This is a genomic window from Actinomadura physcomitrii, from assembly GCF_008923205.2.
Classification (GTDB): Bacteria; Actinomycetota; Actinomycetes; order Streptosporangiales; family Streptosporangiaceae; genus Spirillospora; species Spirillospora physcomitrii.
Genome location: NZ_WBMS02000015.1, coordinates 15,891 through 28,803 on the forward strand (window position 1 = coordinate 15,891; position 12,913 = coordinate 28,803).

11 protein-coding genes and 1 pseudogene are annotated in these 12,913 nt (G+C 74.0%); 6 read left to right on the forward strand and 6 right to left on the reverse strand.

Annotation, left to right across the window (positions count from 1 at the left end; translation table 11 throughout):
- From F8568_RS20030 to F8568_RS51075, 4 genes and pseudogenes are all read right to left on the reverse strand, one after another.
- The coding region (locus F8568_RS20030; RefSeq protein ID WP_202125172.1) for a serine hydrolase at positions 1-1,399 on the reverse strand (1,399 nt) is incomplete at its 3' end.
- Positions 1,396-2,007, reverse strand: coding sequence for a DUF3887 domain-containing protein (locus F8568_RS20035; protein WP_160573672.1), 612 nt, complete (start codon positions 2,005-2,007; stop codon positions 1,396-1,398). The genes F8568_RS20030 and F8568_RS20035, both read right to left, overlap by 4 nt.
- A 263-nt stretch (positions 2,008-2,270) precedes the next feature.
- Positions 2,271-2,621, reverse strand: a complete 351-nt coding sequence (locus tag F8568_RS46880) for an inositol monophosphatase family protein (RefSeq protein ID WP_202125173.1) — start codon at positions 2,619-2,621, stop codon at positions 2,271-2,273.
- Positions 2,622-2,644: 23 nt separating this feature from the next.
- A pseudogene (locus F8568_RS51075) lies at positions 2,645-2,911 on the reverse strand (inositol monophosphatase family protein); the annotation flags it as partial.
- A 297-nt stretch (positions 2,912-3,208) separates the two neighbouring features.
- Here F8568_RS51075 and F8568_RS20045 point away from each other — a divergent pair.
- Positions 3,209-3,631, forward strand: coding sequence for a Fur family transcriptional regulator (locus tag F8568_RS20045; RefSeq protein ID WP_202125192.1), 423 nt, complete (start codon positions 3,209-3,211; stop codon positions 3,629-3,631).
- A 15-nt stretch (positions 3,632-3,646) separates the two neighbouring features.
- Complete coding sequence (gene katG, locus F8568_RS20050; protein ID WP_151595108.1) at positions 3,647-5,851, forward strand: catalase/peroxidase HPI; 2,205 nt, start codon at positions 3,647-3,649, stop codon at positions 5,849-5,851.
- A 101-nt stretch (positions 5,852-5,952) separates the two neighbouring features.
- On the opposite strand, the gene F8568_RS20055 is transcribed toward katG, so the two are convergent.
- Positions 5,953-6,387, reverse strand: a complete 435-nt coding sequence (locus tag F8568_RS20055; RefSeq protein WP_151595109.1) for a Fur family transcriptional regulator — start codon at positions 6,385-6,387, stop codon at positions 5,953-5,955.
- 191 nt (positions 6,388-6,578) lie between these two features.
- On the opposite strand from F8568_RS20055, the gene F8568_RS20060 reads away from it, so the two are divergent.
- On the forward strand, positions 6,579-8,471 hold the full coding sequence (locus tag F8568_RS20060) for a serine/threonine-protein kinase (RefSeq protein WP_202125174.1): 1,893 nt from the start codon (positions 6,579-6,581) through the stop codon (positions 8,469-8,471).
- Here F8568_RS20060 and F8568_RS20065 read toward each other — a convergent pair whose 3' ends face one another.
- On the reverse strand, positions 8,472-9,281 hold the full coding sequence (locus F8568_RS20065; protein ID WP_151595110.1) for an FHA domain-containing protein: 810 nt from the start codon (positions 9,279-9,281) through the stop codon (positions 8,472-8,474).
- A 197-nt stretch (positions 9,282-9,478) separates the two neighbouring features.
- On the opposite strand from F8568_RS20065, the gene F8568_RS20070 reads away from it, so the two are divergent.
- From F8568_RS20070 to F8568_RS20080, 3 genes are all read left to right on the forward strand, one after another.
- Positions 9,479-10,675 carry an acyl-CoA dehydrogenase family protein gene (locus F8568_RS20070; protein WP_160573673.1) on the forward strand — a complete coding sequence of 399 codons (1,197 nt, stop codon included), beginning with the start codon at positions 9,479-9,481 and terminating at the stop codon, positions 10,673-10,675.
- 52 nt (positions 10,676-10,727) lie between these two features.
- On the forward strand, positions 10,728-11,201 hold the full coding sequence (locus F8568_RS20075) for a flavin reductase family protein (RefSeq protein WP_151595112.1): 474 nt from the start codon (positions 10,728-10,730) through the stop codon (positions 11,199-11,201).
- A gap of 93 nt (positions 11,202-11,294) precedes the next feature.
- On the forward strand, positions 11,295-12,902 hold the full coding sequence (locus F8568_RS20080; RefSeq protein WP_328600965.1) for an ABC transporter substrate-binding protein: 1,608 nt from the start codon (positions 11,295-11,297) through the stop codon (positions 12,900-12,902).
- Positions 12,903-12,913 lie beyond the last annotated feature (11 nt).

The following is a 12,913-nucleotide window of genomic DNA, read 5'->3' on the forward strand; positions in this document are numbered from 1 at the left end:
CCCCCCCCCCCCCCCCCCCCCCCGGTGGTTTGGGGGGGGGGGGGGGGGTGGCGCCCCCCCCCCACCCCCCCCCCCCGCCACAAGTCAACGGGTGTCGTGGTCGTCGATGATCTCGGCGTCGACGATGTCCACGATGTCGACGTCTTCGTCGAACGCTGGTGACGACGGTCTTGCCGGCGGACGTGCGGGCCAGGTAGTTCAGCGTGAGGACGCCGGGCTCGCTGCCGCCCTTGAACCAGACCTTCGGGTACCCCGCCGGGCTCAGGTCGATGTTGCCGTCGTTGATGGACAGCGCCTCGCCGATGCCGGACTGGCCGGGCTTCGACGAGCGGGCGTTCAGGCCGCTGAACGCCGCGCACAGGTCGGTCGGGGCGCCGAACCACTCGATCGTGTCGATGTCGCGCGGCTGCTGCCAGACCGTGACCTGGTCGAGCGGGACGGCGTCGAGCCCCGGCAGCGCGGCGGCGCGGCGGTTCGCGGGCAGCGCCAGGTAGCGGTCGGCGCGGGCCGGGTAGCCGGCGCCCTTGAGGACGAACATCTGCCGGGTGGTGAGGAACGGGCGGTCGCCGCGCTGGTGCCGGTTGCCGAGCCGGGTCAGCTCCGCCTCCACGGCGCCGCGTCCGAGGCGGTGCAGGAGGTGGTCGGCGGCGGTGTTGTCGCTGATCGAGATCATGTAGTCGGCGTACTCGCCGAGCGTCAGCTCCGTCCCGGCGGGCTTGTCCTGCAGGATTCCGGACGGGAGGCTCTTCCAGGCGTCGTTGATCGGCATCGGCGTCGTCCACGACACGGTGCCGCGGGCGACGGCGTCCGATAGCGCGCCGAGCACGTAGAGCTTGAACGCCGAGCCGAGCGGGCGCGGCGCGGCGGGGCTCAGGCCGTGGACGACGCGGCAGCGCCCGCCGGGGCCGATCTCGGACGCGGCGAACGAGACGCGCGGCGCGAGCCGGCGCAGTTCGGCGTCGACCTGCTTCCAGGAGCCGGGCTGCCTGGTGAGGTACAGGCCGTTGATCAGGCCGGACGCGTCGGTCGAGACGGTGGCGAGCAGCGAGGCCCGGCGCGCGCCGGTGAACCAGCCGACCGCCTGCGTCTTCGACGACGTGGCCGGCTCCTGCGCGGTGAGCGGCCCGTTCTGGGCGAGCGCCTTGGACAGCCCGGCGGCGCCGCCCATCGCGGCGAGCGAGGCCGCCGCGACGTGGGCCTTGGCGTCCGCGTCGGTGATCGGCAGGTGCCGGGACGCGGAGACGACCCAGTTCAGCTGGTCGCCGGCGGTCGGGACGGACGCGCGGGCGGCGGTGTGCTCGGCAGTGCGCTCGGCGGAAGCGGGGGCGGAGGCGCCGCAGGCGGCGGCGCCGGTGACGAGTGCGGCGGCCAGGGCGAGCAGGCGCGCGGAGGTCTTCATTGGCCCCTTCCGGGGGGAGTGATGTAGAGGCCCGCGACGGTGGCGTCGGCGGAGTAGGTGACCCGCCCGGTCATCTCGCCGGCCTCGAAGTGCAGCGGGACGTCGACGACCGTGTGGTCGCCGGCCTGGTGGACGACGGGGGCGCCCATCCGCTCGTACGCGCCGACGGTGCCGATGACGTGCGCCCACACCGACGCGAGCCGGTCGGTGGAGATGGCGTCGCGCATGGCGGCGTCGAAGTCGCGGCGCGCGGCGTCCCAGTCGCCCGCCGCGAGGTCGGCGAGCAGCCCGGCGGCGAGGCCGGCGGCGCCCGGCAGGACACCGGCGGACATGGGGGTCCCCGTTCGCGGATCGATCGGACGCCCGAAGCGCTGGAACGCGGCCTGCCGGGTGGTGCCGAGCACGTCGCCGATCTCCTGCCAGGTGCGCCCGGCGCCGCGGGCCGCCTCGACGGCCCGGCGGAGCAGGTCGTCGGCCAGGCGGGTGGTCTCCGCCGCGGCGGCGACCGCGTCCATCGGCGCCGAGCCGGTCCCGGTGGACGCCTGCTCGGCGAGGCGGGAGGCCGCTTCGGCCAGCGCCGCGCCGGGCGTGCCGGTCACCTCGGGCATGTGGCCCACGCTGTCACCGTCGCCGAGAAACGTCAAGGTTTCCTTTACGTGCTGCGCCGTGGTGGCACGTTTTGGGGCGCGCGCCCTGCGTGCCGCGCTCCGGCAGGTCGCGTTGCAGAAGCGGCGCGTACGCCCTGGCCCTTCGCGCTCAGGAAGAGGCCTGCCGCAGAACTCGCATGTGCCGCCCATCACACCGTCCACCTTTTCGTGCCATCTGATCTAGCACGAAAATAGCACGATTCGAGATCGACGATCTCGGTGCTTCAGCGGATGCCGCGCGGGGTACCGATGTGATCAAGGAGGGCGGAGTGAACGTCGGGGTCCGCGGCGGCGATGAGGCCGCCGGGGCCGGTGTGCGGCGGCTGGCCGTGGATGCCGGTCACCACGCAGCCGGCGGCCTGGCACAGCGCGATGCCGGCGGCGAAGTGCACGCTGTCGCGCAGGTGCCCGTCGGTGACGTACGCGGCGCGGCGTCCGGCCGCGACCCACGCCACGGCCAGGGTCGTGGACACCACGCGCGGACGGAACCGGGCGGCGAACCGCGCGTCGGCGAGAAGGTCGACCGCGCGGAAGGCCGGGGCGTTCGGGAACGGCGGATCGAGGTTGACGTCCACGAGGCCGGAGGCGGCCGAGAGGGGACGAGCGGCGCGTCGGTGCCGCCGGTGCGGACGTGGGCGCCGGTGCCGTCCGTCCAGAAGACCTCGCCGCTGAAGGGGTCGGCGGACGCCGCCGCGATCGTCTCAGAGCCCGCGTGGAGGGCGACGCTCACCGCCACCAGCATGCTGCGGACGGCGTAGTTCAGCGTCCCGCAGAGCGGGTCGACCAGCCACATGCGGTCGCCGGAGCCGGTGCGGCCGGTCTCCTCGCCGGTCACCGCGTCGTCCGGGCGGGCGACGCGGAGCACGTCCAAGATCGCCTTCTCCGCCGCGAGGTCGGCGGACGTGGCGAAGTCGCCTGCCGAAGCGGGTGAGGGACGTGCCGTACATGTCCCGGACGACGGCGGCGCCCGCCAGCGCCGCCCGCACCGCGACCTGCGCGTCTTTCTCCACGGAGTGCTCTACGGCGGCGCAGCCTATCCGCGCGGGGCGGATCGGGGCACTCGACCTGACATGGTCAAGAACAGGGTTTCTGCAAACACTTGACTCGTTCAAGAAAACGAGGCAGCCTGTCGGACGTGGCCACGACCGTGGAATACCGGCAGATGCTGCGCGGGGCCGCTCTCCGCGTGACCCGACCCCGGGTCGCGGTGCTGAGCGCGGTGCACGCGCATCCGCACGCCGACACCGAATCGATCATCAGCGCCGTGCGCGGGGACGTGCCGAACGTCTCGCACCAGGCGGTCTACGACTCGCTGCGCGCGCTGACGGAGGCGGGCCTGGTCCGGCGCATCCAGCCGGCCGGCTCCGTCGCGCGCTACGAGGCGCGGGTCGGCGACAACCACCACCACATCGTGTGCCGGTCCTGCGGGACCATCGCCGACGCCGACTGCGCCACCGGCGAGGCGCCCTGCATGACCGCCTCCGACGACGCCGGCTTCTCGATCGACGAGGCCGAGGTCACCTACTGGGGCCTGTGCCCCGACTGCACCACCGCACACCGTTCCTCATCCGCCAACCTCGCGTAGTCCTGGAGGGAACCCATGTCCGAGAACACCGAAGCCGCCGCGGGCCAGTGCCCCGTCGCGCACCAGCGCGCCCCGCACCCGACCCAGGGCGGCGGCAACCGCGGCTGGTGGCCCGACCGGCTCAACCTGAAGCTCCTCGCCAAGAACCCGCCGATGACGAACCCGCTGGGGGAGGACTTCAACTACGCGGAGGCGTTCAACAGCCTCGACCTCGACGCCGTGAAGCAGGACATCGCGACCGTCCTCACGGACTCGCAGGACTGGTGGCCCGCCGACTTCGGCAACTACGGCCCGCTGATCATCCGGATGGCGTGGCACAGCGCGGGCACCTACCGCGTCAGCGACGGCCGCGGCGGCGCCGGCGCGGGCCAGCAGCGCTTCGCGCCGCTGAACAGCTGGCCGGACAACGCGAGCCTCGACAAGGCCCGCCGCGTGCTCTGGCCGGTGAAGAAGAAGTACGGCCGCAAGATCTCGTGGGCCGACCTGATGATCCTCGCGGGCAACGTCGCGCTGGAGACGATGGGCCTGAAGACCTTCGGCTTCGCCGGCGGCCGCGAGGACGCCTGGGAGGCCGACGAGGACGTCTTCTGGGGTCCCGAGACCGCGTGGCTGGACGACGAGCGCTACAGCGGTGACCGGGAGCTGGAGAAGCCCCTGGCCGCGGTGCAGATGGGCCTCATCTACGTCAACCCGGAGGGCCCGAACGGCAACCCGGACCCGCTCGCCGCGGCGCGCGACATCCGCGAGACGTTCAAGCGGATGGCGATGAACGACGAGGAGACCGTCGCGCTGATCGCCGGCGGCCACACCTTCGGCAAGACGCACGGCGCGGCCCCGGCCGACGCTATCGGCCCCGAGCCGGAGGGCGCCCCGCTGGAGGACCAGGGCCTCGGCTGGAAGAGCACGCACGGCACCGGCAAGGGCCGCGACTCCCACACCAGCGGCCTCGAGGTCACCTGGACCCCCACCCCGACCAAGTGGGACAACAGCTTCTTCGAGATCCTCTTCGGGTACGAGTGGGAGCTGGACAAGAGCCCGTCCGGGGCGAACCAGTGGCGGCCGAAGAACGGCGCCGGCGCGAACACGGTGCCCGACCCCGAGGACGGCACCCTCAACCGCGCGCCCGGCATGCTGACCACGGACCTGTCGCTGCGCTTCGACCCGATCTACGAGCCGATCTCGCGCCGGTTCAAGGACAACCCCCAGGAGTTCGCGGACGCGTTCGCGCGCGCCTGGTTCAAGCTGACCCACCGCGACATGGGCCCGATCCAGCGCTACCTCGGCCCGGAGGTCCCGTCCGAGACGCTGGTCTGGCAGGACCCGGTCCCGGCCGTCGATCACGAGCTCGTCGACGCGCAGGACGTCGCCGCCCTCAAGGCGCGGCTGCTGGACTCCGGCCTGTCGGTGTCCCAGCTCGCCGCCACCGCGTGGGCGTCGGCCGCGTCGTTCCGCGGCACCGACAAGCGCGGCGGCGCCAACGGCGCGCGCATCCGGCTCGAGCCGCAGCGCAGCTGGGAGGTCAACAACCCGGCCGAGCTCGCGACCGTGCTGCGCACGCTGGAGCAGGTCCAGCAGGCGTTCAACGCCGAGCAGACCGGCGGCAAGAAGATCTCGCTGGCCGACCTGATCATCCTCGGCGGCTGCGCCGCCGTGGAGAAGGCGGCCAAGGACGCCGGCCACGACATCGTGGTGCCGTTCACGCCGGGACGCACCGACGCCTCGCAGGAGCAGACCGACGTCGAGTCGTTCGAGGTGATGGAGCCGACGCACGACGGGTTCCGCAACTACCTGGCGAAGGGCAACATCCTGCCGGGCGAGTTCCTGCTCATCGACCGGGCGAACCTGCTCACGCTGAGCGCCCCGGAGATGACGGTGCTGGTCGGCGGCCTGCGGGTGCTCGGCGTCAACCACGGGCAGTCGGACCTCGGCGTCCTCACCGACCGGCCCGGGCAGCTCACGAACGACTTCTTCGTGAACCTGCTCGACATGGGCACGGTGTGGAAGCAGACGAACGAGGAGTCGGAGATCTACGAGGGCCGGGACGCCTCGGGCGAGGTGAAGTGGACCGGCAGCCGCGTCGACCTGGTGTTCGGCGCGAACTCCGAGCTGCGCGCGGTCGCCGAGGTCTACGCCTCCGACGACGCGAAGGAGAAGTTCGTCCAGGACTTCGTCGCGGCGTGGGACAAGGTCATGAACCTCGACCGGTACGACCTGCGGTGACGCCCGCCGGAGGCGGCGCCTTCAGGTGACATGACGGCGGCCGGGCCCGGTCCTCGCGGACCGGGCCCGGCCGTTGCCGTGCGAGCGGAGAAGTAGAGGTCTCAGCCCGCCTTGCGGCGGCACTGCGGGCACAGGCCCCAGAACGTGACGTCGGCCTCGTCGATGAGGTATCCGGCGTCGTCGACCGGGTCGAGGCAGGGCGGGTGGCCGACGGCGCAGTCGACGTCCTTGACCGCACCGCAGCTGCGGCACACCAGGTGGTGGTGGTTGTCGCCGACGCGGCCCTCGAAGCGGGCGGGGCTGCCGGCCGGCTCGATGCGGCGGACCAGGCCGGCCTTGGTGAGCGCGTGGACGGCCTCGTACACGGCCTGCAGGGAGATGTGGCCGACGCGGTCGCGGACCCCGGCGGCGATCCCCTCGACGTCGAGGTGGTCGCCCTCCCGGACGGTCTCCAGAAGCGCGACGCGGGCGGCGGTCACCCGCAGGCCGGCACCGCGCAGTTCCTCGGCGGTGGTCGGGGTCTGCGATGCGCACATGGACCCCAGATTACCTTAACAAATCGCGAACGATTCAAAACAGTAAACGCTACAACTCTGTACCCGTCCGCCGCGAGAGGCGCGCCGGGGGTGCGGGCACGGGTCTGCGCGGAAACCGCGTGTGTCCGCCTGGTCACACTGTAGGTTCGATCATGCGTGGCCTTGCGTCCCCCCCGGCGAGAGGAGTCACGGTGCGTCTGGGAGCGCGGATCGACGGCCGCTACCGGCTGGTCAAGGGACCCATGCGCGGCGGATCGGGCGAGGTCTGGCTGGCCGCCGACGAGCGCCTCGGCCGCCGGGTCGCGCTCAAGCGGGCGCTGCTCGACGGCGACGAGGCCGCGTTCACCCGGCTGAGGCGCGAGGCCCGCGCCCTCGCCAAGTTCAGCCACCCGCACGTCGTCACGCTCTACGACGCCGTCCGTACCGGGACGCGCGGGCGCGCCGCGGCCTGGCTCGTCATGGAGTACGTGCCCGGCGGGAGCCTCGCCGCCTGGCCGCCGCTGCCCGCCGCCGCGGCGGCCCGCGTCGGCGCGCAGATCGCCGACGCCCTCGCCGCCCTGCACGCCGCGGGCATCGTGCACTGCGACGTCAAGCCGGGCAACATCGTCGTCACCGAGGACGGCACCGCCAAGCTCGCCGACTTCGGCGCCGCCTACCGGACCGGCGGCCGCGAGACGATCACGCCGAGCGGCGCCGTCGCCCACACCCCGGCGTTCGCCGCTCCGGAGCTCGTCGCGGGACGGCCCGAACCCGCGTCCGACGTGTACTCCCTCGGCGCCACCGTCCTCGCGCTGACGACCGGCGAGCCGCCCGCCCGCGACGGCGGCGGCCCGGTCGCCGGCCCCGCCGGGGAGCCGCTGGCCGGGATCGTGGCGGCGATGGTCCGCGACGACCCGGCGGAGCGTCCCGCGCCCGCCGAGGTGCGCGCGCTGCTCGACGAGGCGGCGGGCCAGGCGGAACCGCAGCTCCCGATGCACCTCGTCCCGACCGTGGACGGCCCGGACGGCCCGGACGGCTGCCCCGCCGGGGACGCGGACGCCGGATGGGAGCCGTCCGGCGGCCCCGGGGCCGCGTGGCGGAAGGGCACCGCGTTCGCGCGGCGCCGTCCAAGGCTCCTCATGGCGGGGGCGGCCGTCGCGGCGGTCGCCGTCGCGCTCGCGCTGACCCCGCTCTTCTCCGGTGGCGGGAGCGCCGACCAGCCCGAGGCGGACCGGACCGGGACGGCGGCGGGCGCGTCCCTCATCGGCGACCCGCGCACCGCCGACCCCTGCGCGCTGGCCTCCGCCGCCGCGCTCGGCCGGTTCGGCGACACCGACCTCGACGGCCACTACGGCAACTTCGACCGGTGCGACGTCCTCGTGTCGTCGCGCAAGGACGGCCTCGTCGACGTGATGCTGGAGTTCGACGACCGTGCGGACCCGGAGCCGGGGAGCCGGACGAGGACCGTCGGCCGCATCGGCGTCGAGGAGGAGCCGCCCGGCGGCGACGAATGCGTCCGCACGCTCCGGCTGCCCGGCAAGGACGCCGGCACCGCCATCGACGTCGTCGCGCAGCAGGAGGACGGAGGGCCCGCGCAGCTGTGCGCCATCGCCGACGTCGCCGCCGCCGGCGCGACGGCCGTGCTGAACCGCGGCGCCCTTCCGCGCCGCTCACCGCCGCTGGACGCCGCGTCCCTGGCGCGGCAGGACGCCTGCACGCTGCTCGACGCCCGCGCGCTCGACGTCGTGCCGGGGATCGACGCCACCGATCCGCGCGTCGACTTCGCCCGGTGGGGCTGCTCCTGGCACAGCACCACCCGCGACATCCAGGTCAAGCTGCGGTTCGACCAGGGGCAGCCCCTCACCGCCGACGACGGCCGGCCCACCGTGCTCGGCGGGTTCCACACCTACGTCGACCCGGGCGGCGACGGCGACGGGTCGTGCCTCGCCCGGCTCGTCTACCGCACCCACACCGCCCGGTACGGCGGCAAGGCGGTCGAGGTCGTCAACGTCGTCGTGCAGGGAAAGGCCCCTTCGAAGCAGCGGTGCTCGCTCGCGACCACGCTCGCCTCGTCCGCCGCCCGCTCGCTGCCCGCCCCCCGCTGATCAGGAGACCAGGCCGTCCGGGCCGTCGAGCAGCGCCAGGTCCGCGGTCACGATCGTCGCGCTGACCAGCAGCTCGCTGATCAGGTTGTGGTTGAGCGTGTTGCCGAGCGGCGGCGGGACCTCCTCCTCCAGCAGCCCGTCGACGCGGGCGCTGAGCCGCCGGCGCACCTCGGTGACGATGCGCGCGGCCCGCTTGGCGTTCCACCGCTCGCCCGGCCGCAGCGCGCCCAGCTCGTCGGCGACCTGCGCCCAGGTGAGCGGCTGCGGCCACGGTTCCTGCCGCAGGTAGCGCTGGCCTAGGCAGACCAGCACCAGCCGTTCCAGGTCGCTCAGGTCCCAGCCGTCCGGGTCGTGGGTGTCGACGTCGTGCCGCTCCGCGGCGCCCCGCCCGGACGCCCCCGCCGCCACCCGCACCTCCAGCAGGTGCTCCTGCTCCGGCGTGACGATGAACAGCGGCGTGTACGCGGCGGGCAGCTCGGCCCGGTGCCCGCCGAGCACCAGCCGCGACCCGGGGAACCGGATCGCGAGCCTCCCGGTGTTGTACAGCACCCACCGCGAGTGCTCGCGGGTGATGTAGCCGTGCCGCCGGCTGACGTGCGGGTCGTTCGCGCCGACGCAGACGTGGACGTCCGGCTCGCAGCGGCCGAACACCACGTCGAAGCCCGCGTCCGGGGCGACGCGCATGCCCCCGCCGGCGCCCATGACGAACAGCGTCCCGGTCTGGGCCGGGGGATGCCCTGACGTGAGGCTCCCGATCCCCTTCGGGAGGACGTCGACCTTGCCGAGGGAACTGCGCGTCCGCACCGCCATGCCATCCATCCTCTCTCGTCCGGCCGCCAACGTAACGGCGAACTTCCGGGAGGGGTCCCGCAACCGGCCGGGCCGGGTCGGGCAGGGCTCCGGACGTCCAAAACAGGTATTTCCTACTGTTTTAGTTGATTTTTCACACGACGCGTGCTTACACTCCCCGCGTCCGCCGGGACGCTCCCGGCGCTTGGGAGACCACCGTGACGACCACGTGCGACCAGCCCGCGCAGCAGGCCTCACCGCGCGACCACGCGGGCTGGCTCGCGCTCGCCCGGGCCACCGCGTCCGGCCCCGGCGTGGACGACCCGGACGGCCGCCACACCGGGCGCCCGCAGCCGCGCGGCGTCGAGGCCCTCCGGCGGGCCGGGCTGCTCGCGCTGCCGATCCCCGCCCGCCACGGCGGCGGTGGCGCCACCTGGTGCACCGCCTACCAGGTCGTCCGCGAGGTCGCCGCCTTCAACGGCGACATCGGGCTGCTCCTCGGGCAGCACTACCTGCTGTCCTGGACGCCCGCGCTCTTCGGCACGAAGACCGGCCGCGAGCGGCTCTGGGCGGACGCGGCCGCCGGCGGCATGCTCTGGGGCGGCGCCCCCGACCCGCGCGACACCTCCCTGACGCTGACTCCGCGCCCGCACGGCGGCTTCACCCTCGACGGCACGACGGCGATCACCGCCGGCGCCGTCCTCGCCGACCGGCTCGCGGTCGGCGCGACCCGCGCCGGCACGGGCGAGCCGCTGATGGTCCTGGTCGATCCGGCCGGTCCCGGCGACGCGCGCGCCGAGGACGGGACCGCCGGCGCGCAGAACGGAACGGTCCTTTTCGCCGGGGCCGCCGTGCGCGAGGACGACGTCATCGGACGGCCCGGCCCGGCCGCGACAGCGCTGCTGGCCTCCGCCGTCCAGCTGATGTTCGCGCAGCTCTACGTCGGCATCGCGGAAGGAGCCCTCGACGCCGCCCGCGCGCACGCGGTCGGCCGGCCCCGGCCGTGGCCGCTCGGGCAGGCCCGGCGGACCAGCGGCGACGCCTACCTCTGCGGGGCCTACGGCGGCCTGCTCGCGCAGGTCCGCGCGGCCCGCGCGCTCGCGGACCGGGCGGTCGACGACCTCGCCCCGGCCCTGCACGGCGCCGCCGGCGCAGCGGGTCGGGCCGGGGCGCCGTCCCGCGAGCCGGCGGTGCTGGCCGCCACCGCGAAGATCGCCGCCGCGCAGGCCTCGCTGGCGGTCGCGTCCCGCGTGTTCGAGCTCGCCGGCGCGGGCTCGCCCCGTGCGCGCCCGGGCCTGGCCCGGTTCTGGCGCTACGCCCGGACGCTGCACGACCCGGTCGCCTACCGGCAGGCCGAGGTCGGCCGCGAGTTCCTGACCGGAGAGTTCCCTCCCGAAAGGAAGGCCCCACCGTGACCCTGACGTCCCTCTGCCCGCCACCCGGACCCGTCGCGGGGCGGGCGCCGCGATGACGGCGCTCGACCTCAACCTCCGCCGCGTCTACGGCGCCTACCCGACCGGCGTCGCGGTCGTCGCGGGGCTGGTGGGCGGGCGGCCCGCCGGCCTCGCCGCCAGCTCGTTCGTCCCGGTGTCCCTCGATCCGCCCCTGGTGTCGGTGTGCGTCGCGCACACGTCCACGACCTGGCCGCTGCTGCGCGAGCTGCCCCGCATCGGGATCAGCGTGCTCGGCGCGCACCAGGAGCACGTCGGGCGGCGGCTCGGCGCCCGCACCGGCGACCGGTTCGCCGGCGTCGCTTGGCGGTCCACGCCGGACGGCGGCGTGCTCGTCGAGGGCGCGTCCGCCTGGTACGTGTGCACGGTCGAGCAGCGGTTCCGCTCCGGCGACCACGACATCGTCGTGTTCCGCGTGCACGACCTGGACGCCGCGCCGGACGTGCCGCCGCTGGTGTTCCACGCCAGCGCCTTCCGCCGGCTCGGCTGACCATTTTCCTACTTTGTTGGTCGATATTGACGGATACATGATCGCCTGCTTACGTTGGCCGCGATCAGCAGGACCGTGAGGGGAGAGATCCACGTGAGAGCGACGCCCGGCCCGTGGAGGACCGCCGCCGTGCTGGCGGCCGGACTGACGGCGCTGGCCGCGTGCGGCTCGGGCGGCGGCGGGTCCGGCGCCGGCGCCGGGACGCCCCGCACCGGCGGCACCCTGACCTTCGCCGTCGGCTCGGACGCCGGCTGCACCGACCCGCAGCAGGTCGGCAGCAACGACACCATCTACTCCGTCCGCCAGTTCGTCGACTCGCTCACCGACCAGGACCCGGCGACCGGCAGGATCGTGCCCTGGCTCGCGCAGAGCTGGACGATCAGCCGCGACGCCCGCGCCTTCACCTTCCACCTGCGGCCCGGCGTCACCTTCAGCGACGGCTCCGCGCTCACCGCCGAGGTCGTCAAGGCCAACTTCGACGCCGTCCCGAAGCTCGGTCCGCTCGGCCTGCTCGCCGAGGGCTACCTCAGCGGCTACCAGGGCACCGACATCGCTGACCCCCTCACCTTCACGGTCCGGTTCAAGCAGCCGAACGCGCAGTTCCTCCAGGCCACCGCCACGCACTCGCTCGGCATCGAGGCGGCGGCCAGCGTCCGCAAGACGCCGCAGCAGCGGTGCGCCGGGGGCGTCATCGGGTCCGGGCCGTTCACGCTGCAGAAGTACGTGCCGAACCAGTCGATCACGCTCGCCGCCCGCAAGGGCTACGCGTGGGGCTCCTCGCTGTGGAAGAAGCCGGGCGCCGCCTACCTCGACCGCATCGTGTTCAAGATCCTCCCCGAGTCGGGCGTGCGGACCGGCGGGCTCCAGTCCGGCCAGGTCGACGCCATCGGCAGCGTCGGCCGGGCCGACGAGTCGGCGCTCAAGGCGTCCGGCGTGCAGTTGCTGGCACGTGCCAATCCCGGTGTCGTGTTCGGCCTCACCCCGAACAACACCCGGTCCCCGCTGGACGACGAGAAGGTCCGGCAGGCCCTCGCGCTCGGCATCGACCGGCAGCAGATCGCCCAGACCGTCTTCCCGGCCGGGACGCAGCCCGCGACCAGCGTCCTCGCGCACACCACGCCCGGCTACGTCAACGTCGGGGCCGCGCTCGGGCACGACCCCGCGCGGGCCAAGTCGCTGCTCCAGTCCGACGGCTGGACGCCCGGGAGCGACGGCGTCCTGCAGAAGGGCGGCAAGAAGCTCAGCATCACCGCCACCTGGGGTCCCGTCGCGGCCACCAACCAGCCGACGCTCGAACTGCTCCAGCAGCAGCTCAGGACGATCGGCGTGCAGCTCGCGCTCAAGGAGCAGCCCGTCGCCCAGTTCGCGCGGCTCCAGACGTCCGGGAACTTCGACCTGCTGTTCGGCAACCTCACCCGCGCCGACCCCGACATCCTCCGCAGCTCGTACTCGTCCAAGCTCTCCAACCCCTACAGGCTGCCGGCCACCGGTCTGGACGACATCCTCGACGGCCAGGCCGCCGAACCCGACCAGGCCAAGCGCCTCGACCTCGTGGCGCAGGCGCAGCGGCAGCTCGCCCAGCACGCCTACACGATCCCGGTCGTCGAGCTGCAGACCGAGCTGGGCGTCGCGAAGAAGGTCCACGGCCTGCTGTTCGACGCGTCGAGCCGCATCCAGCTCCACGACACCTGGGTCGGCTAGAGATGGGACGC

What these genes read in the sequence shown, in the direction of transcription:
- F8568_RS20055 (WP_151595109.1), bottom strand. Translation starts at nt 6,387, where the DNA reads ATGTGCGCATCGCAGACCCCGACCACCGCCGAGGAACTGCGCGGTGCC.
- F8568_RS20035 (WP_160573672.1), bottom strand. Translation starts at nt 2,007, where the DNA reads ATGCCCGAGGTGACCGGCACGCCCGGCGCGGCGCTGGCCGAAGCGGCC.
- F8568_RS20065 (WP_151595110.1), bottom strand. Translation starts at nt 9,281, where the DNA reads ATGGCGGTGCGGACGCGCAGTTCCCTCGGCAAGGTCGACGTCCTCCCG.
- katG (WP_151595108.1), top strand. Translation starts at nt 3,647, where the DNA reads ATGTCCGAGAACACCGAAGCCGCCGCGGGCCAGTGCCCCGTCGCGCAC.
- F8568_RS20045 (WP_202125192.1), top strand. Translation starts at nt 3,209, where the DNA reads ATGCTGCGCGGGGCCGCTCTCCGCGTGACCCGACCCCGGGTCGCGGTG.
- F8568_RS20075 (WP_151595112.1), top strand. Translation starts at nt 10,728, where the DNA reads ATGACGGCGCTCGACCTCAACCTCCGCCGCGTCTACGGCGCCTACCCG.